General features: G+C 61.9%; 25 protein-coding genes and 1 other annotated feature. Of the genes, 12 read left to right on the forward strand and 13 right to left on the reverse strand.

The window, feature by feature from the left end; translation table 11 throughout:
* Positions 1–31: 31 nt before the first annotated feature.
* Positions 32–610 carry a dioxygenase family protein gene (locus FB009_RS02675; RefSeq protein WP_011969699.1) on the reverse strand — a complete coding sequence of 193 codons (579 nt, stop codon included), beginning with the start codon at positions 608–610 and terminating at the stop codon, positions 32–34.
* Positions 611–860: 250 nt separating this feature from the next.
* On the opposite strand from FB009_RS02675, the gene FB009_RS02680 reads away from it, so the two are divergent.
* Positions 861–1070, forward strand: coding sequence for a dodecin (locus tag FB009_RS02680; RefSeq protein ID WP_011969698.1), 210 nt, complete (start codon positions 861–863; stop codon positions 1068–1070).
* 11 nt (positions 1071–1081) lie between these two features.
* Here FB009_RS02680 and FB009_RS02685 read toward each other — a convergent pair whose 3' ends face one another.
* The 5 genes from FB009_RS02685 to FB009_RS02710 all read right to left on the reverse strand — a co-directional run bounded on the left by FB009_RS02685 (position 1082) and on the right by FB009_RS02710 (position 7709).
* A complete protein-coding gene (locus FB009_RS02685) occupies positions 1082–2311 on the reverse strand; it encodes an MFS transporter (protein WP_011969697.1) in 1230 nt (409 codons plus the stop codon).
* Between the two features lie 125 nt (positions 2312–2436).
* Complete coding sequence (locus tag FB009_RS02690; RefSeq protein ID WP_026183635.1) at positions 2437–3930, reverse strand: SulP family inorganic anion transporter; 1494 nt, start codon at positions 3928–3930, stop codon at positions 2437–2439.
* 69 nt (positions 3931–3999) lie between these two features.
* Positions 4000–4055 (reverse strand) — a sequence feature (sul1 is cis-regulatory element that is thought to sense ions involved in sulfur or methionine metabolism; They are found in Alphaproteobacteria).
* 92 nt (positions 4056–4147) lie between these two features.
* A complete protein-coding gene (locus FB009_RS02700; protein WP_011969695.1) occupies positions 4148–5338 on the reverse strand; it encodes an MFS transporter in 1191 nt (396 codons plus the stop codon).
* A 390-nt stretch (positions 5339–5728) separates the two neighbouring features.
* On the reverse strand, positions 5729–6658 hold the full coding sequence (locus FB009_RS02705) for a substrate-binding domain-containing protein (protein WP_026183636.1): 930 nt from the start codon (positions 6656–6658) through the stop codon (positions 5729–5731).
* 193 nt (positions 6659–6851) lie between these two features.
* Positions 6852–7709 carry an SDR family oxidoreductase gene (locus FB009_RS02710; protein ID WP_011969693.1) on the reverse strand — a complete coding sequence of 286 codons (858 nt, stop codon included), beginning with the start codon at positions 7707–7709 and terminating at the stop codon, positions 6852–6854.
* A 212-nt stretch (positions 7710–7921) separates the two neighbouring features.
* Here FB009_RS02710 and FB009_RS02715 point away from each other — a divergent pair, with 212 nt between their 5' ends.
* The 7 genes from FB009_RS02715 (at position 7922) to FB009_RS02745 (ending at position 17124) form a co-directional block, all read left to right on the forward strand.
* Positions 7922–8164: a hypothetical protein gene (locus FB009_RS02715; protein ID WP_011969692.1), complete on the forward strand. Its 243-nt coding sequence runs from the start codon at positions 7922–7924 to the stop codon at positions 8162–8164.
* A 45-nt stretch (positions 8165–8209) separates the two neighbouring features.
* Positions 8210–8401, forward strand: a complete 192-nt coding sequence (locus FB009_RS02720; protein ID WP_011969691.1) for a hypothetical protein — start codon at positions 8210–8212, stop codon at positions 8399–8401.
* 75 nt (positions 8402–8476) lie between these two features.
* Positions 8477–9490, forward strand: coding sequence for an SDR family oxidoreductase (locus FB009_RS02725; RefSeq protein ID WP_011969690.1), 1014 nt, complete (start codon positions 8477–8479; stop codon positions 9488–9490).
* 134 nt (positions 9491–9624) lie between these two features.
* On the forward strand, positions 9625–11283 hold the full coding sequence (locus FB009_RS02730) for a sensor histidine kinase (RefSeq protein ID WP_127581241.1): 1659 nt from the start codon (positions 9625–9627) through the stop codon (positions 11281–11283).
* Positions 11283–11918 (forward strand): response regulator, encoded by a 636-nt coding sequence (locus FB009_RS02735; protein ID WP_024311079.1) that lies wholly within the window; start codon positions 11283–11285, stop codon positions 11916–11918. The genes FB009_RS02730 and FB009_RS02735 overlap by 1 nt, the downstream gene beginning before the upstream one ends.
* Before the next feature lie 655 nt (positions 11919–12573).
* Positions 12574–15792: a beta strand repeat-containing protein gene (locus FB009_RS02740; protein ID WP_011969687.1), complete on the forward strand. Its 3219-nt coding sequence runs from the start codon at positions 12574–12576 to the stop codon at positions 15790–15792.
* A gap of 162 nt (positions 15793–15954) precedes the next feature.
* Positions 15955–17124, forward strand: coding sequence for a zinc-dependent alcohol dehydrogenase (locus FB009_RS02745; RefSeq protein WP_127581244.1), 1170 nt, complete (start codon positions 15955–15957; stop codon positions 17122–17124).
* Positions 17125–17167: 43 nt separating this feature from the next.
* Here the strand turns inward: FB009_RS02745 and FB009_RS02750 are convergent, their stop codons facing one another.
* Positions 17168–17878 (reverse strand): metallophosphoesterase family protein, encoded by a 711-nt coding sequence (locus tag FB009_RS02750; protein WP_011969685.1) that lies wholly within the window; start codon positions 17876–17878, stop codon positions 17168–17170.
* Complete coding sequence (locus FB009_RS02755; RefSeq protein WP_011969684.1) at positions 17878–18693, reverse strand: hypothetical protein; 816 nt, start codon at positions 18691–18693, stop codon at positions 17878–17880. The genes FB009_RS02750 and FB009_RS02755 overlap by 1 nt, the downstream gene beginning before the upstream one ends.
* A 300-nt stretch (positions 18694–18993) precedes the next feature.
* Here FB009_RS02755 and FB009_RS02760 point away from each other — a divergent pair, with 300 nt between their 5' ends.
* Positions 18994–19233, forward strand: a complete 240-nt coding sequence (locus tag FB009_RS02760; protein ID WP_011969683.1) for a hypothetical protein — start codon at positions 18994–18996, stop codon at positions 19231–19233.
* 251 nt (positions 19234–19484) lie between these two features.
* Here FB009_RS02760 and FB009_RS02765 read toward each other — a convergent pair whose 3' ends face one another.
* From FB009_RS02765 to FB009_RS02780, 3 genes are all read right to left on the reverse strand, one after another.
* Entirely contained in the window at positions 19485–19760 is a 276-nt protein-coding gene (locus tag FB009_RS02765) for an autotransporter outer membrane beta-barrel domain-containing protein (protein ID WP_024311082.1), read from the reverse strand.
* A gap of 288 nt (positions 19761–20048) precedes the next feature.
* Positions 20049–20222 carry a DUF1328 domain-containing protein gene (locus FB009_RS02775; protein WP_011969681.1) on the reverse strand — a complete coding sequence of 58 codons (174 nt, stop codon included), beginning with the start codon at positions 20220–20222 and terminating at the stop codon, positions 20049–20051.
* A gap of 46 nt (positions 20223–20268) precedes the next feature.
* Positions 20269–20415, reverse strand: coding sequence for a hypothetical protein (locus FB009_RS02780; RefSeq protein ID WP_018012305.1), 147 nt, complete (start codon positions 20413–20415; stop codon positions 20269–20271).
* Between the two features lie 392 nt (positions 20416–20807).
* Here FB009_RS02780 and FB009_RS02790 point away from each other — a divergent pair, with 392 nt between their 5' ends.
* On the forward strand, positions 20808–21359 hold the full coding sequence (locus FB009_RS02790) for a general stress protein (protein WP_011969679.1): 552 nt from the start codon (positions 20808–20810) through the stop codon (positions 21357–21359).
* A gap of 152 nt (positions 21360–21511) precedes the next feature.
* Positions 21512–23494 (forward strand): protein-L-isoaspartate(D-aspartate) O-methyltransferase, encoded by a 1983-nt coding sequence (locus FB009_RS02795; protein WP_011969678.1) that lies wholly within the window; start codon positions 21512–21514, stop codon positions 23492–23494.
* A gap of 74 nt (positions 23495–23568) precedes the next feature.
* Here the strand turns inward: FB009_RS02795 and FB009_RS02800 are convergent, their stop codons facing one another.
* Positions 23569–23892, reverse strand: coding sequence for a hypothetical protein (locus FB009_RS02800; protein ID WP_024311083.1), 324 nt, complete (start codon positions 23890–23892; stop codon positions 23569–23571).
* A 341-nt stretch (positions 23893–24233) separates the two neighbouring features.
* On the opposite strand from FB009_RS02800, the gene FB009_RS02805 reads away from it, so the two are divergent.
* A complete protein-coding gene (locus FB009_RS02805; RefSeq protein WP_011969676.1) occupies positions 24234–24740 on the forward strand; it encodes a ferritin-like domain-containing protein in 507 nt (168 codons plus the stop codon).
* Between the two features lie 123 nt (positions 24741–24863).
* Here the strand turns inward: FB009_RS02805 and FB009_RS02810 are convergent, their stop codons facing one another.
* Positions 24864–25592 (reverse strand): endonuclease/exonuclease/phosphatase family protein, encoded by a 729-nt coding sequence (locus FB009_RS02810; protein ID WP_011969675.1) that lies wholly within the window; start codon positions 25590–25592, stop codon positions 24864–24866.
* Positions 25593–25650 lie beyond the last annotated feature (58 nt).

The following is a 25650-nucleotide window of genomic DNA, read 5'->3' on the forward strand; positions in this document are numbered from 1 at the left end:
TGAGGTCTTCCCGCCGGTCGCGACATTGGCGTCAAACCACGAAGTCGAAGCGGCCGAATTTGCCGTCCTCCGTGTCGCGCAGGTCGAGCAGCAGCGAAGGAGAATAAAGGCGGTCGCCGTCGTTCTGGGGCTCGTTGGGAAAGAAGAGCTGCGTCGTCAGGACGGGGGCGCCGGGACGGCGCACGCGGAAGTGATAATGGCGGGTTCGTCCGGGGTAGAGTGCCGGAATGATGGTGCTGAACCACCAGCGTCCCCGTTCATCGGTCACCTGGTGTCCACGTAGCCTGTAGCCGCGCGTATCGTAGGCGCCGGTCTCGTCCGCATGCCAGATTTCGACGAGGCTGCGGGCGATCGGACGGCAATTTCCGTCGAGAACGTAGCCGGCGATGGTGATGCGTTCGCCGTCCGGGGCGTCGCCGGAAAGGTCGTGCCTGAGCGGCGCATCGGGCTTGTAGAACGGACCCGCCGTAAGTGCGGGCGTCAGGTCGTCATCGTCGCGGCAAGCGGGCGTGAGCGGTAGTGTCGGTTGCTGAGCCGCGGCTCGATTGCAAACGGGCAGCGCGGGCACGGCGAGAAATGCGGTCAGAAGGGAGCGTCGGGTAGGCAGCATAAAAGCCTCCTTCCTTGCCGTGCGCGGGTTTCGCAGGAACGCCGCGTTGGACGTAGGCCAGTACGCAGAATATAGCACTTTCCATCCGATGGCAGCGGGCCCAGGCGCGATGGATGCCGGTTTTGTTCGATCTCTGGCGGTTCGCGCTCAACGCAGGCATGATTGACGCTGGCGGCGATTGCGCTGTCGTCCCGGGCCCGCGCCCCTGCAGCGGGGCCCGGATGCAACCAGAACCCCTCAGGAGGAAACCGTGGGCGAGCACGTCTATAAGAAGATCGAGCTGATCGGTAGCTCACCGAACTCGATAACCGAAGCCATCGATGGCGCGATTTCGCGTGCTTCGAAAACCACGCGGAATCTCGACTGGTTCGAAGTGGACGAGATTCGCGGTCAGATCGTAAACGGGAAGGTCGCGCATTATCAGGTGGTGATGAAGGTGGGCTTCCGGATCGACGAATAAGGGTGCGGTTCCTACTCTTCTGCCGGCAGCACCGTGTTGCGCGACTGGACTTCGCTCCGGACCGCATTCATCACGAATATGCCGAACAGGCAGTAGATGCCCATGCCTGCGATTTGCCACGAATAGGGGACGCCGGCGTCTATTAGAAAGCCCGTGATGCCGGGCCCCATCGCCGTCGCGAACACCATCAGCGCGACGATCACGGCACGTATGCTGCCGAGATGCCGCACGCCGTAAATCTCCGGCCAGAGTGCTCCGAACAGGGTGGTGGACGAGCCGAGCGACGCCCCTAGCAGCGCCATGAAGGCGAAGGCGCTCCATTGAGAATCGATGAATGCGAGGGTGAAGCAAGCGGCGGCGAGCGGCACGAGATAGAAAGGCAGGATGTCGACGGCCGAATATCTGTCGATCAGGTAACCCGTGACCAACGAAAACACCACCGTCAGGGTAGACGACACGACAAAAGCTCCGGCGAACACCTCGAGCGACCAGTGGCGAAGCTCGACCAGGTAGACCTGGTGGAAAAAGATGGTCGTGGCGATGAAACCCGGCGCAAGCACGCCGGAGAGCGCGAACCAGAAAACCGGATCGCGCAGGACCTCCGAGCGTGTCCAATGCCGCGCCGCGAACCGGCGCTCGGGCCCGTCGCTGGCACTTGGCATTCGCTCGGTCCGTATGAGCACATAGATCGCCGGGAGACCGACGAGGAGAATGGCGGCAGCCGAAAAAAGCCAGGTCTGCCGCCAGCCTATAAGTGGCGCGAGTGCAACGAAGACGAGGGGGAACAACGCCTCGCCCGCCTGGTTGCCGAGGCTCGCGATTGAAACCGCCCTTCCGCGCTGTGCGGAAAACCATCGGCCCATCGCTGTCATGGCGTTGTGCGTCATCATGCCCTGACCGAACAGCCGCAGCAGATAGATCGTTGCAAAGAGCCAGAGCCAGGTCGAGGCATAGGCCATCGAGAGCGTTGCGAAGGCCAGCAGCGGCAGCGTCAGCAGAAGGACATGACAGGCCCGGATGTGGTCCACGATCCGTCCCAACTGGGGAAGGGTCAGGGCGCTCAAAAGCGTGGCCGCCATGTAGAGAGTACCGAAGCTGCCGTGGCTGAGGCCATACTCTCGGCGGATGTCACCCGCAGAGAGCGATATGAAGAAGGTCTGACCGAAGGAAGAGAAGAAGCAAAGCAGAAACCCGCCTGCGAGCCATCGGCAATTTCGGACAAGGAAGGTCGAAAACGGCATGAGGGCTCTCGACTGCAGGGTAGGAAGAGAGAGGGGATCGTGAGGATATACGCGATCCGAACAGGCGGAAGGGATGAGAACTTATAACCCCGGGATGATCCGATTCAACCCGGGGACGGCGAAATTCAATGGGCTGGAGTGAGGGCCGCGCCCGCCTCTTCGCTCTTGTCGTGCACGGCGAAGCGGTCGAGCATATGGGCGCTTGCCTCGTTGAGGCCGATCACCTCCACCGCCACGCCGTGGCGACGATATTTCAGCACCACCTTGTCGAGCGCGCCGACTGCGGTGATGTCCCATAGATGCGCCCCGCTCACGTCGATGACGACCTTGTCCAGCGGTTCGGCGAAATCGAAGGCGCCGACGAAACCCTCCGTCGAGGCAAAAAAGATCTGGCCGTCGACGTAATAGGTGCGCTCCCGGCCGCTTTGGTCAAGTATCGAGCGGACATGGAAGAGGCGCGCGACCTTGCCGGCGAAGAATATCCCGGACAAGAGCACGCCGACCAGAACGCCTTTTGCGAGATCATGGGTTCCGACGGTGGTAACGACCGTTGCCAGCATTACGACGGAGGAGGGCAGGGGATTGCGGCGCAGGTCCAGGATCGAACGCCAGGAGAAGGTGCCGATTGAGACCATGATCATCACCGCCACCAGTGCCGCCATCGGAATGATGCGCACGATGTCGTCGAGGACGAGGATGAGAAAGAGAAGGAGGGCACCGGCCACGAAGGTTGATAGCCGCCCGCGTCCCCCGGAGGTCACGTTGATGACCGACTGGCCGATCATCGCACAGCCGCCCATTCCGCCGATGAGGCCGGATGCGATGTTGCTTGCGCCCTGGCCGATGCATTCCTGGCTCTTGTTGCTCGTCGTATCCGTCATGTCGTCGACGATTTGCGCAGTCAAAAGGGACTCGAGCAGTCCGACCGCGGCAAGTCCCACCGAGTAGGGGAAGACGATCTGCAGCGTCTCGAAGGTGAGCGGCACCTGCGGAAGGGCGAAGATCGGCAGGCTTGACGGCAATTCGCCGAGGTCGCCTACGGTGCGGATGTCCATGCCGGTCCAGACGGCGATCGCTGTCAGGGCGGCGATTGCGACGAGCGGCGACGGAACCGCCTTGGTGACATAGGGGAAGAGATAGATGATCGCGAGCCCCGCCCCGATCATCGCATAGGTTACGTGCGGCACGCCGATGAGTTCGGGAAGCTGCGCCATGAAAATCAGGATCGCAAGCGCATTGACGAATCCGGTGATGACAGAACGCGACACGAAGCGCATGACCCGCCCGAGCTTCAGAAAGCCCGCGGCTATCTGGATGAGCCCCATCAGCAGGGTGGCGGCAAACAGGTATTCGAGGCCGTATTCCTTGACGAGCGTCACCATCAGCACGGCGGTGGCGGCGGTCGCCGCTGAAATCATGCCCGGACGGCCGCCGGTGAAGGCGGAAACGCATGCAATGGCGAAGGAGGCGAACAGGCCGACCTTCGGATCGACGCCGGCAATGACAGAAAAGCCGATGGCCTCCGGGATCAGCGCAAGCGCCACGACGATGCCTGAAAGGACGTCACCGCGGATGTTGGAGAACCATTCGCGTTTATAACTCGTAAATGTCAGCTTCATTGATTTTCTTCGCAATAGTAGCACACCCGGCCGGCGGACTATCCGGCTCGCTACGGTTTGATGCTGTTGCGTTGTCTGGCGGATCGGCGGCCAGAAGAGCCACCCGGGGTTTCACCGGGTCCGGGGTGAGTTCCCGCTTTATAAGCATTGGCTGGGCGCGGCGCAATGAAGAATTGTGCGCTGCCGCATCTCGCGGCAGCGCCGTCTTCAGCACGCCTCAGTTTGCTGCAGCCAAAGGCTCGCCGCACTCGCCGCGCCGGTCGAGAAGGCCGCTCCAAAGCGTGAGCAGGAGCGCGCCTGAGACGAGGATTGCGCCGACCCAGGGGGTGGAGGCAAGTCCGAGCGGAGAGCCGACCACCCGGCCGCCGAGCCAGGCGCCAAGCGCGATGCCGAGATTGAAGGCCGCGATGTTGAGCGCGGAGGCGACGTCGACGGCACCGGGGCGATGCTCCTTGGCAAGCTGCACCACGTAGAGCTGCAGGCCCGGCACATTGGCGAAGGACAGGAAGCCGAGAGCGGTAAGTGTCACCAGAGTGAGTGCCGGCGAGGCGGCAGTGAAGCTGAAGATAACCAATACGAGCGCCTGGAGAAGGAAAAGGCCGATGAGCGCCTTGACGGGGTTGGTGTTGGCGATCCGCCCGCCGGCGATGTTGCCGCCGGCGATCGCGACGCCGTAGAGCACCAGGATCAGGCTGACGCTGTTTTCGGAAAAGCCGGTGACCTCCTGCAGGATCGGCGCCAGAAAGGTGAAGGCGACGAAGGTGCCCCCATAGCCGAGTGCGGTCATGGCGAAGACCAACAGCAGCCTGCCGGAGCCGAGCACTCGCACCTGGTCGAGAAGGCTCGCCGGAGCGGCTTTGGTGAGCGAGCCCGGCAGCAGGGTGGCAATTCCGGCAAAGGCTACGACGCCGAGTGCAGCAACGCCCCAGAAGGTGGCCCGCCAGCCGAAAGCCTGGCCGATATAGGTCCCGATCGGCACGCCCGTGACGATCGCGACCGTGAGGCCCATGAACATCATGGCGATAGCCGAAGCGCGGCGGTCTTCCGGCACGAGGTCGGCGGCTATCGTCGCGCCGACCGAGAAGAAGACGCCGTGAGCGAAGGCGGAAAGTACGCGGGCGACGAGCAGCATTTCGTAGTTCGGGGATAGTGCGGCCACCGTGTTGCCGCCGATGAAGAGCGCCATCAGGCCGAGAAGCAGGGGCTTGCGTTCGATCCGCCTTGACAAAGCCGTGAGCACCGGCGCCCCGAACGTGACGCCGAGGGCGTAGACGCTGACGATGAGGCCGGCAAGCGGCAGGCTGATCGCGAGGTCGGTTGCGACCGTCGGCAAGAGACCGACGATCACGAATTCGGTGGTGCCGATCGCATAGGCCGCGATCGTCAATGCGAAGATTGCCAGAGGCATGACAAATCCTTTCCAGCCGCCAATCGCCAAGGCGAAGCGGGCTCGAAGATGTTGGCGATGGTTGACGTTTCGCGGTGAAATATGCGGCATTCGGGCGACTGCGATAAGCACCTCGCCAGTCGCAATGCCTGTGAATGAAATTCACGAATGGAGGACAGTTTTGCCGTTGGTGCGGGCGGAGTTCATTCGGCGGGTGCAGGGCACGGGCGCCTCATCTCCCGCCGGGACCTTCTCCCCGTTTCTGACGGGGAGAAGGGACAAGTGGCACGCGGCGACATGACTTCCATGCGGCGGTGAAGACGTGCGGAATGCTGCCGCGAGTCCCCTCCGTCCGCTTGCGGAGAGAACGTCCCGGCAGGGGGGACGAGGGGGTCTCCCGCCGTTGCCGCCTTACTGATTTGCCGTCGCGTAGTCCTTCATGTTCTCCGGCGTCACCAGTTCGAAGGGAACCCAGATCTGCCGCTCGGTCTCCTGGTCGCGCGAGAGCGCGACTGCGGCGTCCATTGCGGCCGCTCCCTGAGCGATCGCGTTCTGAAAGACGGTCACGTCCAGGTCGCCGGCAGCCATGGCGGCCAATCCGTCCGGCGTCGCGTCGATGCCGCCCACCACGACCTTCGACATGTCGATCCCGGCCGCCTTCATGGCCTGGATCGCGCCGATCGCCATCTCGTCATTATTGGCGATCACCGCGTCGAACTCTCGTCCGGCGGAGAGCCAGTTCGTCATGATGTTGGCGGCCTCGAGCCGGTCCCAATTGGCGCTCTGCTCCTCGATGACGCTCATGCCCTTGCATTCGTCGGTGGCGATGACGTCATGGATGTCTTTCGTGCGGATCAGAGAGGAGTGGTTGTTGAGCGGTCCCATGAGGACGTAGGCCGCACCCTTGCCGCCGAGCAACCGGCAGACTTCCTTCGTCTCGAGCGTGCCGGAATCGATCTCGTTGGAGCCGACGAAGGCCGCCGTCTCGGGGAGCTTGTCGACATCGGCCGGCGGATGATTCGCATAGACGATCGGAATGCCCGCATCGGTCGCTATTTTCGTCAGCGCCGGCGTGCCATCGCCGTCGACGGCAACGACGATGATCGCATCGACGCCGGAGGAGACAAAGTTCTGCACCTGGTCGAGCTGCCGGCTGGTGTCGTTCTGCGCGTCCTCCACCTGGACGGTGACGCCATCGAGCTTGCCAGCCTGATCCTGCATGCCATTACGCAGAATGGTGAGGAACGCGCTGTCGGAACGGGCAATTGAGATGCCGATGTTTTCGGCGTGGGCCGTGCCGGCAATGAGCGCCAGGACGGCAGCGGACAGTAGACGTTTCACGGAAATAACCTCCCTTGGCCAGATCTTTGAGTCGGGAGGAAATGGAATACGAATTCCGATGAAAATCAATATGAAATTTTCATTTCATATTGATTTGGACAGCAGATCGAAGCGCTACAGCGACCGTCTGCGTCTAATAAGACCCACGGCGCTGTAGGGCGTTTCAGCAGAAACGCTCGCAGCTTCAGCTCGCTCACAGGAAAGGCTTTCCGCCGGTCACCGCGATGGTCGCGCCGGATACGTAACTCGACATCGGATCCGCGAGCATTACGTAGGCCGAGGCGAGTTCTACCGGCTGCCCCGGACGTTTCATCGGCACCTGCTTGCCGAAGTTGGCGACGCTATCCTCGGGCATGGTGGAGGGGATCAGCGGGGTCCAGATCGGACCGGGCGCTACGACATTCACTCTTATCCCGCGCTCGGCCAGCATCTGCGCGAGACCGGCACTGAAATTGTGGATCGCGCCTTTCGTCGTGGCATAGGCAAGCAGGATCGGGTTCGGGACGTCGGCATTGATGGAAGCTGTATTGATGATGACGCTGCCCTTCTTCATGTGCGGCACGGCTGCCTTGGTCAGGTAGAACATCGCGTGCATGTTCACCCGGAATGTCAGCTCCCATTCCTCGTCGCTTATATCCTCGATGTTCTTGAAAGAGGCCTGGTGGGCCGCGTTGTTGACGAGAATATCGACACCGCCGAGTTCCCGGACCGCCGTTTCGACGATCCGCCGGCAATGGTCGGAAGATTGGATGTCGCCCGCGGCGAGGACTGCCTTGCGGCCCGCTTCCTCCACCAGGGCCTTGGTGGCCATGGCGTCTTCATGCTCGCTCAGATAGCTGATAAGGACATCCGCTCCCTCCCGGGCGAAGGCGAGCGCCACGGCTCTGCCGATACCGCTGTCCCCGCCGGTGATGATGGCTCTCTTGTCTCTCAAGCGTCCGGAGCCCTGGTAAGAGTTCTCACCGTGGTCGGGAAGCGGCTGCATCTGGTCGGTGGTGCCAGGCATTTCCTGCTTTTGGCGGGGGAAGGGAGGCTGCGGAAATCTTTCCATGGTCACGAACTCCTTGGCAGGCTGCGTCTAGGCAAAGCTCTTTCTGGAATGGCATCGGCGTCGCCGGGGCTTTCCCCGCAACACGCGGCCCTAACTCAGGCAGACGACCCTTTGTTCCGGGCTCGAGCGCTTCGGAAGAGCGCGCATGGAACTTCGTCCAAGGCTTCACGTTGCCCCCACTGACCCGAGGAATTGTGCAGCAGGAGAGCATGATGGAGAAGACCAAGCGCCAGATGCCGGACCCTTTGGATGTCAAGCCCGATGAACGGCCTGTCGAAAACGATAGCGACCTGCATCCGGAGACCGGAAAGCCCCCTCTTGAACCGGACGACATCACGAATGCCAAGGCCGCGCGGGAGGCGGCGCGCCTGAAGAGGGACGAGTACATCGTCAAATCGGATCTCGAGGATGCCGATCAACGCAATCCCCTGCCCGACATGAAGGACCAGGAATGAGTGCGGTCCGTGTATGCGGGTTCGACTTGTAGAATGGAGAAAACGATGAAAACGCCAAAGGAAGGGGCACCCGGCACGACCGAGCAGTCGCCCCGCTGGGAAGGACCGAAGGAGACACGCCCGAGAGGCTATCTCCCCGCCAAGGACGACCCGGAACGCGACCGCGACGCCGTCGGCGAAAACCTGAAGGATCCGCATCGTGGCAAGCTGTCGGATGCGGGTAAGACGAAGCGCTAGATCATGATGTTTCAGATCGGGTCGACCCGATCGGGTGCGGTTGCGGCGCCTGCGACCCGCGAATGGAGGAGCGAAATGTTGAATCTTGAAGGTGCGGTGGTCGTCATCACCGGGGCCTCGTCGGGTGTGGGGCAGGCCACCGCCGAAGCCTTCGCACGACGCGGATCAAAGCTCGTGCTGGCGGCGCGCGACGCGGCAGCACTGCACGAGGTGGCCCGAACCTGCCGAAAGCTTGGAGCGGAGGTTCTCGTCGCCCCGACGGATGTGACCAATGCCGAGGCGGTCAAGGGCCTCGCCAAGAAGGCGATGAGCTTCGGCAGGATCGACGTCTGGTTCAGCAATGTCGGCGTCGGCGCAGTCGGCCGCTTCGACGAAACGCCGATCGAAGCGCATGAACAGGTCATCCGCACGAACCTGATCGGTCATTTCAACGACGCGCATGCCGCGATACCGATTTTTCGGAAGCAGGGCCATGGCACCTTCATCAACATGATCTCACTCGGCGGCTTCGCCTCTGCGCCCTTCGCTGCGGCCTACAGCGCCAGCAAATTCGGCCTTCGAGGCTTTTCCGAAGCGCTGCGTGCCGAGCTCGCCGAGGAGCGCGATATTCACATCTGCGACGTATATCCGACTTTCCTGGATACGCCCGGGGTCGTGCACGGCGCCAACTATACCGGCCGCAGGCTCAGCGTTCCTCCTCCCGTCTACAATGCACGTCGTGCCGCTCGCGCCATCCTTCGTCTGGCAGAACGCCCGCGTAATAAACTGACCGTGGGTCTTGTCGCCGACCTGACGCGCTTTGCACATTTCGTTGCCCCTGAAACCACGACGCGGCTCATGGCGCGCATGACCGCCCGCTATTTGAGCCGGGCGCCGCGTGCGGCCACCAGCCACGGCAATCTCTTCAGGCCGCCCGCAGTAGCCGGGGGGATCGACGGAGGCCTCCGCTCGCGCCACCGGGTTCCGATCGCTGCGACCGCGGCGGTTTGCGTTGTGGGCCTTGCAGTCGCCGCGCTGGTTCTCGGCAGGCAGGGCGCCGCCGCCCGCCGAGGCCACTCCGGCGTCGCGCGTCTCTTCAGGCGCACCTAGGTCCGGGATGAAAAGGGGAAACCCGCAAGCGACGGAGATTCTTTCGCGTCGTTGACTTTCGACCCGTTCGCAGTGAAGATCGCCGCATACTAATACATATTTTATTTACGCGATTGCGTGAAGGCGAAGTACGCATGGCGATCACCCGGAATGACGCGACTTTGCGTGCGTATCGTCCCGCCAAGGAATTTGCCGGGGCGGCGCGTGAATGGTTGTTGCGTACCGACCCGGAACGCCTGATTTGCCTGGGTCGCGTGATCACCGCAGTCTTTGCGATACTGGCGATCTATCTCGATCCCACCCGTCCGAACTCGATGCTTTACGAGTCTCGTCTTGTTCTCGGCCTCTACCTTCTCCTCGCGGTTGCCCTGGTGTTTTTTCCACTGCGGTTTTCGTTCGTCAGCCCCGTGCACCTGCTGATCCACGGCGTCGACGCCGCCGTCGTCGGTTGGCTGACCTTTCTGACGAACGAACTGGCGAGCCCGTTCTTCTCTATTCTGCCTTTCGTGATCCTTGCCATGACGATGCGCTGGGGGCTCAAGGGTGCCTCGCTGGGGGCGCTGATCGCGCTGATCGTTCAGCTCGTGGTGGGGCTTCCCGATCTCCTGGATGGGGACGCCGAGCTCAACATATTCATCATGCGTTCGATCTATTTTGTGCTTATCGCGGCGACGCTCGGCTATTTCGGGGCGTATCGGGAACGAAGCCGGCAGCGCCTTGCGCAGCTCGCGCAATGGCCGTCTGGCGCGATCGGCGAGGACCGCCTATCCTGGTTGAGCATCGTCCTGCAGCATGCTTCCGGCGTTCTGGGAGATGCGCATCTGCTCGTCATCTGGCGCGAACAGGAGTTCGAGTCCGGATGCGCCGCATTCTGGACGAGTGGTCGGCTCCAATTGGCTGACCTGAGGGATCCTGAATTCTGGCGGCGCCATGATCCCGATGGCTGCGACGAACGCCATTCGAGGAGCGGTGAGGCCCTGAACGGCCTTTTCGCCGATCTGCCCCAGATCCACGCGAATGCCGGCCGGCCAAATTGCAAGGTGGTTTCCGCGGCCTTTTCGAGCCTCCGTTACCGGGGCCGCGTTTTCGTTATAAGCTACGCAAATTCAACCGACGACATGAAAGACCTGACTCAGATCATCGCAACGCGCGTCGGGACGGAGCTCGAGCGTGTCGCTCTCATCCAGGCTGCCCGTGCCGAAGGGCGAATGCGACTCGCTCGCGACCTGCATGACAGCGTGCTTCAGAATCTCACGGCCGCGCGCCTCAAACTGAAGCTCATCGGTGAAGCTTTCCCCGATGGCGCAAGGCAGAAGCTGATGGAGGTGGGTTCGCTCATTCTCGAGCAACAGCAATGCGTGCGCAAATTCGTCGATGAGAACCGGCCCGGAGAGGAGGGCAATCTCGCGAGGCTCGATCAGGACCTGCCGGAATTTCTCGACCTTCTGCGAATGCAGTGGAGTTGCAGCATCGACGTTTCGATCGGATCGCCTGGAATGATGGTCCCGCGATGGATGCTTTTCGAGATAATGCAGCTGATTTCCGAGGCTGTCGCCAATGCAGTGCGCCATGGACGAGCCACAGTGGTGCGGATCGGCTTTATCGGGAGCGCAGGCCTTCTGGAACTGGATATTTCCGATAACGGCACAGGAATAGCGGATGGACTCACGTCCAAGAAGCCCTTCTCGCTGTCGCAACGTATTGCGGAACTCGGCGGCAGTCTGGCAATTTGCCGGAGTTCGCCGGGGCTCGGTCTGACGATCACGCTGCCGCTAAAGCCGGGGCTCAGATGATGCATACGGTGCTGCTCGTCGACGATCATCCGTTGCTCCTCAGGGGCTTGCAAGACATCATTGCCGCGGCGCCGGACTTCACCATCGTGGGCGCGACCGCGAGCGGGGTCGAAGCCATCTCACTCATATCCCGCCTCCAGCCCGATATTGCCGTCCTTGACGTGGCCATGCCGGGCATGGGCGGATTGGAGATCCTCAGGGCGCTTCGCGGTACCCACCGTTTTACGAGAGTGATTTTCCTGACCGCCACCATCAGCGGACCTCAGGTCGCGGAAGCGCTGAAGATGGGCCTCTCCGGTCTTCTTCTGAAGGAGTATGCGCCGGAAGCGCTGCTGGACTGCATGCGGCAGGTTGCCATGGGCGGAAAGTGGCTTCCCGCCGATCTGATGGAGAAGGCGTCCCAGGTCAGCGAAGATGTGACCCTGGAAAGGTTCAGTCTGCTGACGCCACGCGAACGTGAGATCGCAGCGCTGATCTGCGGCGGCCTGTCCAACCGTATGATCGCATCCAGGCTCGGAACATCCGAGGGAACGATCGGCATCCACCTGCACAATATCTTTCGCAAGCTGGACATCAGCAATCGCGCGACGCTTGCCGCCCTTCACGTTCAGTACACCAACACTCTGAAAGCCTGAGTTCGCAATGGGGTCAGCGCGCCGTCCGCGCGAATAGTGAGGGAAATTCGTCCGGATCAATATATAGTCAAGACCAGAGATCCTAGTTTCCCGGAAAATAGTGGGCAGACAATTTCTGCTGAGTTCCGAGTATCCTCCGACGTCCGAGATAGTCTTTATCACTATATGGTTCGGTATATTCCCGCCGGTTGTTTGCGGTGGCAATATCCCACAGGGATATCTTGCGCAACCAAATGCGACCGGGACAGCACGATGCACTTCAGCGATCCGAACAATTCGGAAGTAGACGGCGAAGAGGATCGCCGTCCAATCGCGTATGAGCGCGGGGCCCGGCTCCGCATTACCTCGCCGCCTGCTTTCGCTCTGGCTGGACTTTCGAAACAGGGCTGAATGCAATTTCGTGAAAAGGAACCGCCAAGACCAGATGCTCAGGTCGAGCCGGCCCCACGCCATTGAACAATATTGATTGTTGCATTTCGAGCGGGAAGCGGACAGCCGCACAGTTTTTGAATCCCGCGCCGGTACCCGGTGGGATTGCGTGAGCGAAAACACCCAAGAAGCGCATCATCACCAGTGCTCGTTTCTTTCACTAATTCTCTAAGCCGTGGGCGCAGCGTTCCAGCGTCTCATCAGGAGCCTTCAGGGAGGGATTCCAATGGCAGTCATCAACGGCACTTCTGGAAACAATATTCTCATCGGCACGGGTTCGGACGACAGCCTCAATGGTTTAGCCGGCGACGACCTGCTTCAGGGACTTGGAGGCGCAGACATCATCAATGGCGGCGCGGGTGTGGACACGGCCGACTATCGCGAGAAGGCGGCCCCAATCGTAGTCACATTGACCGGTGCGACGGCGGCGACCGTCTTTATCAATGGCGTCGCGGAGGACACGCTTGCCAACGTAGAGAACGTTTACGGGGGCTCCGGCGACGACTTTATCACCGGCGACGCGCTGAACAATCTCTTCCGGGGAGGCGGCGGAAACGACGTGCTCGACGGCGGCGGCGGGAATGATACGGCCGACTATACCGACAAGACAGCCTCCGTCGTGGTCACGCTGGCCGGGGCGACACCTGTGACAGTTTTCGTGAACGGCATCGCCGAGGACATGATCAGCAACTTCGAAAACGTCTATGGCGGTTCGGGCGACGACATCCTAACGGGCGATGATCGGGACAACATTCTTCGCGGTGAGGTAGGAAACGACATTCTCAATGGCGGCATTGGCGCCGATTCCCTGTTCGGTGGCGAGGGCAACGATACCGTCGATGGCGGCAACGGGGTCGACACCTTCGACCTGCGCGAAAAGACATCCTCCGTCCTCGTGCAGCTCAATGGTGCGAATGGAGCTACAGTCTTCGTCGGCGGCGTTGCGGAGGATACGATCCGCAACGTCGAGAACATCGTAGGTGGATCGGCAGGCGATACGCTTACCGGCGATGCCGCCGCCAACAAGCTCTCGGGTGCGCGCGGCAACGACTGGCTCATGGGCGGCAGCGGTGCCGACATACTGGACGGCGGCGAGGACAGCGATACGGCGGACTACAGCGACAAGCAGGCTGCCATCGTCGTGGCGCTGAATGGCGGCAATCCCGTCACAGTGACAGTCGGCGGCCTTGCCGAGGACTCGATCGCCAAGATCGAAAACATCGTCGGGGGTTCGGGAGACGATACGCTCAGCGGCGATGCCGCTGCCAACACGTTTCGCGGTGGTCTTGGCGCCGACGCGCTTGACGGCGGCTCCGGCAGCGATACCGCGGACTTCAGCGACAAGGCGCAATCCGTCGTGCTTGCCCTCAACGGAGCGATCGATGCCGTTGCGACCGTCGGCGGAACGGCGGAGGACTCGGTCCGAAACATCGAAAACATCATCGGCGGTGCGGGAAACGATCAGCTCACGGGCGATGCCGCCGCCAATATGTTCCGTGGCGGCCTCGGCGCCGATGTGCTGGATGGCGCTGCCGGCAGCGACACGGCGGACTTCAGCGACAAGACGTCATCGCTTGTCGTAACTCTGGCCGGCGCGAGCCCGGCAACGGTCCTCGTCGGCGGCATCGCGGAGGATACGCTGCGCAACATCGAGAACATCATCGGCGGTTCGGGCAACGACGTGTTCGTTGGCGACGGCTTGCAGAACGTGTTCGATGGCGGGGCGGGTACCGACACGGCCGACTATTCGGCCTCGGCGAAGGCGATCGCTGTAACGCTCAACGGCGCCATTGACGCGAGGGTGTTCATAGGCAACGCGGCCGAGGACACGTTGCGCAACGTCGAAAGCATCACTGGAAGCGCCCTGGCGGATGTGATCACCGGCGATGCGCTGGCAAACAGCCTCCTCGGGGGCGGCGGCGCCGACCTGCTAAAGGGGGGCGGCGGCCAGGACGTTGTGGATGGCGGCAGCGGATCAGACACCATAGACTTCGGCGACAAGACCGCTGCCGTCGTCCTGACCCTTGCGGGTGTGGCTAATACGACAGCCACTGTCGGCGGGGTGGCCGAGGACACGGTCCGCAATATCGAGAACATCTTCGGAGGCGCCGGCGCCGACGTGCTGACAGGCGACGGCAACAGCAACACAATCCGCGGCGGGGCCGGGGCAGACGGCCTGGACGGCGGCGCGGGGGTCGATACGGCCGATTATCGGGACAAGGTGACGTCGGTTGTCGTCACGCTCAGTGGCGCGAATGCCGCGCTTGTCAAGGTGGGCGGCCTTAACGAAGATACGATCCGCAACTTCGAAAACGTTGCAGGCGGTTCGGCCGGCGACACGCTTGTCGGCGACGACCTGGCCAATGTGCTGCTTGGCAATGACGGTGCCGATACGCTGAAAGGCGGCTTGGGCAGTGACGTGCTGGATGGCGGCAATGGCATCGACACTGCGGATTACCTCGAGAAAGCCGACGCGATCTCCGTCACGCTCAACGGGACCACGAACGCGACGGTCTTGGTCGGCGGAGTTGCGGAAGACGTCATTCGCGGTGTAGAAAACATATTGGCGGGGTCCGGTGCCGACACACTTGTCGGCGATGGCGCGAGCAACACGTTTCGTGGAGCGCTCGGCGCTGACTTCATCGATGGCGGGGCGGGGTCCGATACGGCCGATTATCGCGAGAAGGCGGCGGCTGTCGATGTGACCCTCTTCGGCGCCGGTGACAGCTTCGTCTTCGTCGGCGGGGTCGCGGAAGACACAATCCGAAACATTGAAAACGTATTCGGCGGCAAGGGCAACGATACGCTGACGGGCGACGACTCCGCCAACACCCTCAATGGCAATGACGGCAAGGATTTGCTTACCGGCGGCGGCGGAGCGGACATTCTTGACGGTGGGGCGGCCTCCGACACGGCGAACTACCGCGACAAGAGTGCATCGGTTTCCGTCACCCTCAACGGTGCCGCCTCCACGGCTGTCATGGTCGGCGGGGTGGCCGAGGATACGGTCCGCAATATCGAGAACGTCTGGGGCGGGACCGGCAATGACAGCCTGAGCGGCGACGGCAATGCAAATCTGCTGTCGGGCGGCGGCGGAAGCGACATGCTGTCCGGCGGCGCGGGGGCGGATATTTTCCAGTTCGACTTCGCTTTGGGAGCGAGCAATGTCGACATGGTTCTGGATTTTACCGCCGGAGACCGGCTCTTTCTGTCGAAGAGCGTTTTCACCAGCCTGAGCGGCGGTTCGCTGGCAAGCAACCAGTTCTACGCGGCGGCCGGCGCAACGGAGGCGCAAGGCGTGAACCAAAGAGTCGTTTACGATACGACGACGGGCGCGCTCTACTATGATGCTGACGGCAACCTTTCGGGGCATACGGCCGTGCAGTTTGCAGTCCTCTCTACACAGCCGGGACTGACTGCAGGAGATTTCGTGCTCGTCGTGTGATCGCCTTGGAGCGAACCCGGAGCCCGCTTCGTGCGGGCATCCGGCTTCGATCACCTCCGATCCTGGGAACACCTGCCCCAGCTCCGTGTTTGGAGGAATGTGAAGGACGAGCAGAGCGCCGTCCTTTTCTTTTTCTTCCAGCGATTGACAAGGAGCTCCGACGTGAAAGCGCTGACATGGCACGGCAAGGGCGATATCCGTTGCGAGAGCGTGCCCGATCCTGAAATCAAGGATGAACGAGACGTCATCATCAAGGTCACGGCCTGTGCGATTTGCGGATCGGACGTTCATATTTTCCACGGCCTCATCCCATCCATGGAGAATGGCGACGTTCTGGGCCATGAAACCATGGGAGAGGTCGTGGAAGTCGGCAGCGGCGCCTCCAATCTGAAGGTTGGCGACCGGGTGGTCGTACCGTTTACCATTTCCTGCGGGGAGTGCTTTTTCTGCCGGAAGGGCTTCTATTCGGCGTGCGAGCGGACCAACCCCGACCGGGAGAAGGCAGCGAAGCTCTGGGGCAATTCACCCGCCGGTCTGTTCGGCTACTCCCATCTCCTCGGAGGCTATAGCGGCGGACAGGCGGAGTATCTCCGGGTGCCGCACGCCGATGTCGGACCGATCAAGGTCCCGGACGAGCTGACGGACGAGCAGGCGCTCTTCCTCTCCGATATCTTTCCAACCGGCTATATGGCGGCGGAGTTCTGCGACATCGAGCCTGCCCAGACGATAGCCGTCTGGGGTTGCGGTCCGGTGGGACAGATGGCGATCCGTTCGGCATTCCTGCTCGGCGCCGAGCGGGTCATCGCGATAGACACGATTGCGGAGCGGCTGAGACTTGCAGAGACCGCCGGCGCCGTGACGCTCGATTACATAGCGGAGGACATTTACGACCGTATCATGGAGATCACGCACGGCAGGGGGGCCGATGCCTGTATCGATGCGGTGGGGACGGAGGCTGACAGCCGTGCAAGCCTGGGTTCCCTCGTCGATCGCGTGAAGGTCGCAACGTTCATGGGAACGGACCGGCCACATGTGCTTCGACAGGCGATCCATTGCTGCAGGAACTTCGGCACTGTTTCCGTCGTCGGTGTCTATGGCGGCTATCTTGATAAGGTCCCGTTCGGTTCGGCGATCAACCGCGGGCTGACGTTCAGAATGGCTCAGACGCCTGTGCAGCGCTATCTGCCGGCGCTCCTCGACCGCATAGAAAAGGGCGAGATCGATCCCTCATTCGTGGTGACCCACCGCGGCGGGCTCGCCGACGGCCCCGAACTCTACAAGACTTTCGCGGAAAGGAAGGACGGCTGCATCAAGGTGGTCCTCAGACCGTGACGGCTCGCCGGCGGGCGGAAAGGCTCGGCCGGGTGATGACGCATCAGAGTTCGAGTATGGCGTAGGGTCTGCCCGTCGGCTTTTCGACATGGGCGGCGACATTGAAGACCGGAGCCCCGCCGGGTGTCTTTCCTTGATAGGCGCCTTTGTGGGCATGGCCGTGGACGACGGCGCTCACCTTGAAACGGTCGATGGTCTCCGCAAGACGCGAGGACCCGAGAAACGGATAGATCTCCTTGGGCTCTCCGTCGACGGTTTCGGGAATGGGCGAGTAGTGCAACACGACGAGCGCGCGCTCTGCCCTGGTCGCCCTCAATGCGTTTTCGAGCCGGATCGCTTCGTCGACGCTCGTTCCGACCATGGTCTTTATCGCCGCTTCGCCGAAGGCACCCAGCATGTGCCGCCCGAAGCCGCCGATGAAACCCTTCGTTCCGCAGAAGCCGACGCCCGCGATTTCGATGCTTTGACCATCGAGGAGATGCACACCCGCTTTCACAAGAATGGACGAGACCTCCTCCACGGCGTCGCATTGATGGTCATGATTGCCGAGCACAGCGACGACCGGAATGGTGCAGGATTTCATATCCGCGGCGAGCAGTTCTGCTTCCGCAGGCTTTCCCAGGTCCGTCAGGTCGCCGGCAATGACAAGCACATCCGCCGCGCGCGAGACTTCCGCAAACAGGTCCGTGTAGGAGACCGATCGGTCCTCCTTTACATGCAGGTCCGCCACGGCGGCCACCTTCAGCTTGCTCATCAGTCCTTATCCTCAGTTTCCGCGCTGAGGTCGGAGTCGCCTCCGACGTCAGCGAAACCCCATTCCTTCACATCGATTTCATAGTCGGGTCGAGAGTACATCCTGCCGCGGCAGATCTTCGTCTGGGGCAGTGGCAGGTCTCTTTGTGCCGCCAGCCGGCTCAAAAGCTCGTCCACCAGCCAGAGCGGAACCTTGTCCCGCTCCGAGGGATAGATCCAGCGGAAGTTCAGGATGTGAATGAGCAGGACCTCCCAATGCGCTTCCATGTAACCGAGCAATCTTGTCCAATCGATCCGGTCATAGGCCTTGAGGATCACATGCGCGACGTCGGCACCGTCGTAGCGGTGGCGAAGCTGAATGAACGACTTGGACCAGACGAGTTCCGTCGGCGCTACGACCTGGCAGATGGAGGGGCCGATCTCCACCGGCAGAGCATTGGCGAACCAGGAGTCGCTGACCATCATGGTTCCGTTCGGTGATGAGAAGATCACGTCGAAGAAGGATTTGCCCTTGAAAACCTTTCCAAGCCATCGGTCGTCCTCGATTTCGACGGCATATCCGAGCGCCTTGAAATGATTGAGGATCCGGATGTAGTCACCGGGTTTGCAGAAGACGTCGAGATCCTTTGTCGGCCGCGATATTCCGGTATGTGCACTCACGGCAAAAGTCCCCGCGATCAGAAACGGAATTCCCGACCGGCCCAGCTCCGCGATCGCCTCGGCGACGAAGGCCTCGGCTTCCTCATCCACGAGCTGCGGCAGCGCGAGCGGCTCTGAGGGGCCTTCCGATGGGCTGTGCGGGGTCATTGATGTCATACTGGCCTTCCAAATGAACGGGACTCTCGTGACAACACGCCAGTCTTTCGGAAGTTCCGTTGGGGCAGAACGGGCGGCACGCCCTTCAACAACGCGGAATCACTCCTGCAAAATCCGCCGATCATTCTGCGGCAATGCGCCCAGGTGCGAACGTGATGGAACCGCCGGCGCGGTCGTGGCGTTTGTCTGGCAGCTATCGCATGAGTGCCCCGAGCCGAAGCGAAGGGCAAAACCAATAAGTAAATCAAATCGCTACAGCGACCGAGCGCGTCTGTCGATGCGCCGTTGTGGGAGGAGCATATGCCTGTGATCAGCCCCACCGTTCATAGCCAGCAGATCAGCCGCGAGCTTGAATGTCAGCGTGCATTAGAGGATGAGTTCCTCGTCCTGACCGCCCTGGCCGAAGAGGCGGGCTGGTCATGGCAGGAAATCGCGCTCGCGATGATGGAGCTGACCGAGCAATATGTGGCGGCCATGCGCCCCGGTTCGGCGATGGAAGCTCGCTCGCTCCTGCGCATGCACTCCAAGAGCTTGCACTGACCGAGCCGGGTGGCGAGTGACCGGGGCTGGGTGCCCGTCACCGCCAAAACAGCGCGGAACTGCTCCAAAGTTTTGATTGCCTGCAATTCCGGGCGGCCCGCGGGCCGCCCTTTCACTTGTCCCCTCGTTCTGAATGCCGTCAGAACCTGACCCGCAGTCCGACGGTGCCCAGGGCATGGCTGTCGCCGAAGTCGGTAAGGCCGGTGGTGGCGCGTAGCTTGCCATAGCGTGCGTATTTGTCGTCGCCCCAATTATAGCTGCCGCCAAGGCCGATCTCGCCGGTCCTCGGGTTGGCTGTCGAGCGTCACCTCCGACATCCGGGCCCGCATACGGCCCGACATGTCGTGAATGACGTTGGCAATGCCATAGACCCCCATACGGCGTGTGTCGCCTTGCTGCCCCTGCCAGACATTCTCATAATCGATGCTCATGCCGATCCAGGCACGCAGGCTGTCGCCGTCATCGAGCGAGACACGGGCGGCAAACGGATCGGTGAAGTCGTCGAAATCGACCGAGGCGCAGCTCAACTGCGCCTGGGGCGTGAGCGCCCAGTTGTCGCCAATGGCGAAGCGCTGGCGGCTTCGAGAATCAAGCCATAGCCGAAGCCGTCATTGCCGCTGGCGAGATTGCCGAGAATGGCAGAAGGGAGATCGCTGGAGAACCAGCTCAGCCGGCCTGGACATCGGCATAGAAGCCGCTCTGGCCATACCAGGTCAGCGCGCCCGTTGACCACCTTGGCCGGCCGCTGCCTACTCTGTAAAGCAAGCCTTGGATGAGGCACGCGGCGACTGGATTCTGCATTCAATGGGTCTGCTCTAAGTTACGGCGCCTCCAACCGCCAGGGCCAGCACGAGGAAGACGAGAAAAATGATGACTGCAATGTAGAACAATATCTTTGCGATCCCCGCCGTCGCGGCCGATATGCCGGAGAAGCCGAGAAACCCGGCGATCAACGAGATTACGAAAAAAATCAGAGCCCATTTCAGCATGATTGTTCCTTTCGTTCAGCCCGGGCGGATTGTGGCCAATGGCGCCTTATCGGCTGCCCCTCTGCGGATCCTTCCCGGCCGACTGGCTGCTTTTCTTGACATCGTCCTTCTTCGCCTGGTCTCCTGCCCGATTTCCACCATGTGTCCCTTTCGAGCTCTTGGCGGCCTTGCCGTCCTTTGCATTCGTAGCCATTGCGCTTCCTCCAAACTGAAACCCAAACCTGCGGTCGCAGGTGCAACCGAGAAGGGGCGCGAATGTTCCGACCGCATCTTCAATGCCGAGTCCAGTGCAGGTTTCCCATTGATCTCGGCCACGGCCGTCGGCGGAACCAATTCCGGCCTGGAAGGTTTGGGGGCCGGATCAGGCGCCCGAGAACGAGGGCCTGAAGTATAACGTCTTAGGCCTTGCAGTGCTGATGAGTGTCCCGGAAGCCGCCGCTGACTGCGCCTGGAAGCGGTATGAGGAAGCCTGGGCCCTGCCCGCATCCCACGTCTCAACTCTTTGGAAGAGATCGGCGCTGATACGGGCGACACCGCGCACGCTCCTCAGCCGTCTATGCGCTGCAGAAGGAAAAGGAAGAAGACATGAGGGTCGTGGCAGGGCTGTTTGATGATTACGACGAAGCGCGAGGGGCGGTTAGCGATCTCGAAGCGGCGGGGTTTCCCTCGGAAGATATGAGCATCGTCGCCAACAATGCGGGCGAGCGCTATACGAGCGGCGGCGCCGTGCCCGGCGCGACGGGGCTTTTGATGGGCCTGGACCTGATGGTGACACCAGGGATCGGACCTGTCGTCGGGGCCGGCTGGCTTGCGTCGGCCGCCGCCGGGGCTCTCACCGGAGAGTGTGCCGGCGGCATCATCGAAACGCTCACCCACTCCGGTCTCGAGGAGGAGGATGCGCATCTTTACGCAGAGGGCGTGCGCCGAGGCAGCGCGCTAGTGGTGGTCAGGGCCGATGAGAAGCTGGTCGCCCAAGCGGATGGTATTCTGAGAAACCGCAATGCGGTCGATATATCGTTCCGGCGACGCGCTTTTACGGAAGACGGCTGGACCCGGTTCGACGCCGCTTCGAACCCGTACAGCCTCGATGAGGTGACACGCGAACGGGAACGCCTCAGCCCCCCGGCGCTGTTGTAGCAGCAGGCGGCAGTCCGAAGTTTCCCGCGCGGCTGCACACCCCCGTTTCGGTTCGATACAGGCGACCCGGCCGAGGCCGCATGCCAGGTCGCCTGTTCGAATAAGGAGATGATCGAGTACCGGGCTGCGAGGAGACGCAAGGAGGCACCGCCATGATTGATTTTTCCAGAGCCCGCGAACGCATGATCGCGTCGCACCTCTCGCGGAGGGGAATTAGGAACGACCATGTGGTGAAAGCGATGCGCGTCGTTCCGCGGGAGGCCTTTGTGGACCCGGGCTTCGAAGAGTTCGCCTACGAGGATTCGGCGTTGTCGATCGGCCACGGCCAGACGATTTCGCAGCCCTATATCGTGGCGCTGATGATAGAGCGAGCCGAGGTTCAGCCCGGCGACACGGTGCTCGAAATCGGAACCGGATCCGGTTATGCAGCCGCAGTGCTCAGCCGGATCGCGGCACATGTCTATACGATGGAGCGCCATGCAGGGCTCGCCAGGATCGCCGGGCAGCGCTTTGCCGACCTCCGCTACAAGAATATCGATGTCCGCGTCGGCGACGGTACCACCGGTTGGCCGGAAGCAGGCCCCTTCGACGCCATACTGGTTGCGGCTGGAAGTCCCGAGATACCGTATGCGCTGAAGCAGCAACTCGATCTTGGCGGCCACCTCGTCATCCCCGTCGGGCCGCCGGACGAACAGCGCCTGCTGAAGGTCACGCGCGTGAGTGCCACGACGTTTAAGGAGCAGGACCTCGGTGGTGTAAGGTTTGTGCCGCTAATCGGCGAATATGGCTGGCACGACGAGCGGGCGGAGCCCCGGGCAAGGCAGAGCCTCAGGCCGGCCCCCACTCTGTCGCAGATGGTGGCGTCGGCGGCCGAACCGCTGCCCGCCTTCGACGATCCGGCCTTCGGGCGGCTTTTCGATAGATTCGCCGGGCGGCGGGTCGTGCTGCTCGGAGAAGCAAGCCACGGCACGTCGGAATTTTATCGTGCCCGCGCGGCCATCACGCGCCGTCTGATCGAGGAACATGGATTTACGATCGTGGCGGTCGAGGCGGATTGGCCGGATGCCGCAGCGATCGACCGCTATGTTCGCCACCGAGCGCCGGGCATGCTACAGGACGCGCCCTTCCAGCGGTTCCCGGTTTGGATGTGGCGCAACCGCGAAGTGATGGAGTTCGTGGAATGGATGCGCGAGCTCAACGGCAGCAGGGAGGCCTCCGATCGGGCCGGCTTCCATGGGCTCGACATTTATAACATCCGCGGCTCCATTGCCGCCGTCCTGCGATATCTTGACCAGACCGATCCACAAGCGGCTGCAGTTGCCCGCGCGCGCTACGGGTGTCTCACGCCCTGGCAGAACGAACCATCGACGTATGGCCGTGCTGCGATGACGGCAGGCTTCCGCAAATGCGAGGAAGCCGTCGTCGAGCAATGCCGGGAACTTCTGGAGAAGCAGCTCGAAGCCGGCCGCGGTAGCGGCGACGAGCTTCTCGACGCGGTACAGAATGCGCGGCTGGTGGCCTCGGCCGAGCGCTATTACAGGATCATGTATTATGCCGGGCCTGACTCCTGGAACATGCGTGACAGCCATATGTTCGAGACGCTCGAGCACCTGTTGAACGCGCGCGGCGATCAATCGAAGGCGGTCGTGTGGGCGCACAACTCTCATATCGGCGACGCCCGCCACACCGACATGGGTACTGCCCGCGAGGAGTTGAACATCGGCCAGCTCTGCCGTGAGCGCTACGGCGATCAGGCTGTGCTGATCGGCTTCGGCACGCATAGCGGCCGTGTGGCTGCCGCAAGCGATTGGGATGGCGACATGGAAGTGAAGACTATCCGGGCCTCGCTCGAAGGGAGCTACGAGCGTGTGCTTCACGACTCAGGCGTAGCGCGCTTCCTCATCGATTTTGCCCGCCACGCGCCCCTGAGCGAATGCCTTCTCAAGCCGATGCTCGAGCGCTTCATCGGAGTCATCTACCGACCGGAAACGGAACGGTTGAGCCATTATTCCCACGCCTCGCTGCCGCGGCAGTTCGATGCATTCGTCTGGTTCGATGAAACGAACCCGGTCGAGCCGCTCGGACCTGAACACACAAGGGCCGGCGTGCCCGATACATTTCCGTTCGGTTTGTGAGACTGGTAACTCTTGGCGGCCCTAGAATGCTGCCGGTGAAGGGGACTTGCTTGATCTTTTTGGGCGGGATCGGCCTAAAGCTGCGTCGAAACGATGTTGTCGACACCGACCACGCCATCGAGCACGCCGCGTTCTGTGCCTTCCGGAGCCGGCCCTTCCTCAACGACTGTATAGAGCTTTTCGCTGCGAAAGGCGCTGGCCATGTCGGTTGTAACGCCTTCGGCCGGCTTGGCGTCGATCTCCAGAAAGTCGAGTTCCGCCTCCGAGGCGACGATCCGGGCGTCGCCGCTTGATCTCGCGGCAACGACGACTTCGCCCTGGTAACTGGCGTTCTGCCAGTTCGGATCGTCGGGCTCGGCCAGGGGCGACAGCCGGTAGATCTTGAGTTTTTCCTGGATTTCTCGCGTCATTTTCAAACGTCCGTTCCGGATTCATTCCGATTGGTCGATAGCATGCGGAGGAGGCTGCCCCGGTTCGGCCGGTTGGTCGAGGGGAAACATCATCCAAAGCCCCGCGATTAGTACCAGGCCTACGATCACTGCTGCAGCCACGATTTTCGACATGTGCACCCTTCCGACCCATTGCCGAGACCGAACCAGAGAACCTGCGGTTTCCGGTCTCAAATCATCAAGCCCTGGAATTGTTCCGCAGCCGTCGACTGGCCGCGGCGGGGCGGTCCCGCAGGAACAATTCCGCAAACTGCCGGTTGGAGCACGCGCGAAAAAGAAAGGAACATCAGATGGCTACTGCGAACGAACACCTTGTGGCTTGGCTCAGGGATGCGCACGCGATGGAAGAGCAGGCGATCACGATGCTGACCAGCCAATCCGGCCGGCTGGAAAACTATCCCGAACTGAAATCCAGGATCGACCGTCACCTGCAGGAGACGCGGGACCAGGCGGCGATGCTCGAACGCTGCCTCGAGCGCCTGGACGGCGGAACCTCGAGCATCAAGGATATCAGCGGCAAGATCATGGCTTTCGGACAAGGCCTGAGCGGTCTGTTTGTCAGTGACGAAGTGGTCAAGGGCTCGCTGGCCAGTTACACATTCGAGCACATGGAAATCGCGAGTTATAAAATTCTCATTGCCGCGGCCGAACAGGCGGGTGATCAGGAGACGAAGCGGGTCTGCGAGAGCATCTTGCAGCAGGAAATCGCGATGGCGGACTGGCTGGGCGAGCACGCCGGCGAGATCACCCGCAGGTTCCTGGAGCGGGATCAGCGAGACGTGACGGCCAAGCATTGAACAGCCTTTGCCGCGAACGCTTCGGCGGAAGTGCCGGCGCCGCGCACCCGGAAGGTCCGCGGCGTTTTCGTGCGGCATGCGGCCCGCCATCACCAACAGCTCAGGCGGATAGGCCGATCTCGCCTACGCGAGGACGTCTAGTTCGGTCAGGAGCGGAAGATGGTCCGAGGCGCTTCGCGCCAGGGCGCTGCTGTGTACCTGGCAGGAAACCACTTCAATGCAGTCGCCTATCAGCACGTGGTCGATACGCAGCAGCGGCAACCGGGAAGGAAAAGTGGGCCGGGGCTTATTGCCAGTGAGGAGCTGTACGTCCTTGAGCTGCCGGGCGAGGAGCCTGTAGGAGGCGGAACGCCCGGTTGCATTGAGATCTCCTGCCAGAATCAAGCGGGTTTTTCCCTGCTCCATTGCCCCGAGCCATCCCGGGCCCAGCAGGGCCGTTGCCTGGCGCAAGCGCTCGGCACCGCGCAGTCCGAGATGCGTCACGATCACCTGCAGTTTGACGCCGGCCGCGTCAATTTCCACCCATAGCGCGCCTCGCGGTTCGCCGGACGAGGGCAGTGGAGCAGCCCTGATCAACCGCATGGGCAAAGCCGTCAGCACGGCATCGCCATATTTCTCATCCTCGAGGTGGAGTGCCGGATGGAACTGAGCGTCCATGCTGAGATGCGTGGCGATCATGTGTGCCTGGTCTATTCCACCGGTGCGGGCGCGGCCGACGTCGACTTCCTGCAAGGCAATCACGTCGGGCCGGCATTCCGCGATCACGGCGGCGATGCGCGCGGGATCGAGCTTGCGGTCGGTGCCGAAGCAGCTGTGGACGTTATAGGTGAGGAAACGTATCCGCTGTCGCATCGCTTTCGGGAACACGCAGCGCCTGCATTTCGTTCCGGTGAGTGCGCAAGGGAGTGCC

This window comes from Sinorhizobium medicae (assembly GCF_007827695.1).
Lineage (GTDB): Bacteria > Pseudomonadota > Alphaproteobacteria > Rhizobiales > Rhizobiaceae > Sinorhizobium > Sinorhizobium medicae.

Excerpts from the sequence above, each read along its gene's own strand:
- FB009_RS02795 (WP_011969678.1), top strand. The coding sequence starts at position 21,512 with ATGATTGATTTTTCCAGAGCCCGCGAACGCATGATCGCGTCGCACCTC.
- FB009_RS02755 (WP_011969684.1), bottom strand. The coding sequence starts at position 18,693 with ATGACATCAATGACCCCGCACAGCCCATCGGAAGGCCCCTCAGAGCCG.
- FB009_RS02780 (WP_018012305.1), bottom strand. The coding sequence starts at position 20,415 with ATGGCTACGAATGCAAAGGACGGCAAGGCCGCCAAGAGCTCGAAAGGG.
- FB009_RS02675 (WP_011969699.1), bottom strand. The coding sequence starts at position 610 with ATGCTGCCTACCCGACGCTCCCTTCTGACCGCATTTCTCGCCGTGCCC.
- FB009_RS02720 (WP_011969691.1), top strand. The coding sequence starts at position 8,210 with ATGAAAACGCCAAAGGAAGGGGCACCCGGCACGACCGAGCAGTCGCCC.
- FB009_RS02775 (WP_011969681.1), bottom strand. The coding sequence starts at position 20,222 with ATGCTGAAATGGGCTCTGATTTTTTTCGTAATCTCGTTGATCGCCGGG.
- FB009_RS02805 (WP_011969676.1), top strand. The coding sequence starts at position 24,234 with ATGGCTACTGCGAACGAACACCTTGTGGCTTGGCTCAGGGATGCGCAC.
- FB009_RS02685 (WP_011969697.1), bottom strand. The coding sequence starts at position 2,311 with ATGCCGTTTTCGACCTTCCTTGTCCGAAATTGCCGATGGCTCGCAGGC.
- FB009_RS02700 (WP_011969695.1), bottom strand. The coding sequence starts at position 5,338 with ATGCCTCTGGCAATCTTCGCATTGACGATCGCGGCCTATGCGATCGGC.
- FB009_RS02740 (WP_011969687.1), top strand. The coding sequence starts at position 12,574 with ATGGCAGTCATCAACGGCACTTCTGGAAACAATATTCTCATCGGCACG.
- FB009_RS02760 (WP_011969683.1), top strand. The coding sequence starts at position 18,994 with ATGCCTGTGATCAGCCCCACCGTTCATAGCCAGCAGATCAGCCGCGAG.
- FB009_RS02725 (WP_011969690.1), top strand. The coding sequence starts at position 8,477 with ATGTTGAATCTTGAAGGTGCGGTGGTCGTCATCACCGGGGCCTCGTCG.
- FB009_RS02750 (WP_011969685.1), bottom strand. The coding sequence starts at position 17,878 with ATGAGCAAGCTGAAGGTGGCCGCCGTGGCGGACCTGCATGTAAAGGAG.
- FB009_RS02730 (WP_127581241.1), top strand. The coding sequence starts at position 9,625 with ATGGCGATCACCCGGAATGACGCGACTTTGCGTGCGTATCGTCCCGCC.
- FB009_RS02710 (WP_011969693.1), bottom strand. The coding sequence starts at position 7,709 with ATGGAAAGATTTCCGCAGCCTCCCTTCCCCCGCCAAAAGCAGGAAATG.
- FB009_RS02735 (WP_024311079.1), top strand. The coding sequence starts at position 11,283 with ATGCATACGGTGCTGCTCGTCGACGATCATCCGTTGCTCCTCAGGGGC.
- FB009_RS02790 (WP_011969679.1), top strand. The coding sequence starts at position 20,808 with ATGAGGGTCGTGGCAGGGCTGTTTGATGATTACGACGAAGCGCGAGGG.
- FB009_RS02690 (WP_026183635.1), bottom strand. The coding sequence starts at position 3,930 with ATGAAGCTGACATTTACGAGTTATAAACGCGAATGGTTCTCCAACATC.
- FB009_RS02715 (WP_011969692.1), top strand. The coding sequence starts at position 7,922 with ATGGAGAAGACCAAGCGCCAGATGCCGGACCCTTTGGATGTCAAGCCC.
- FB009_RS02810 (WP_011969675.1), bottom strand. The coding sequence starts at position 25,592 with ATGCGACAGCGGATACGTTTCCTCACCTATAACGTCCACAGCTGCTTC.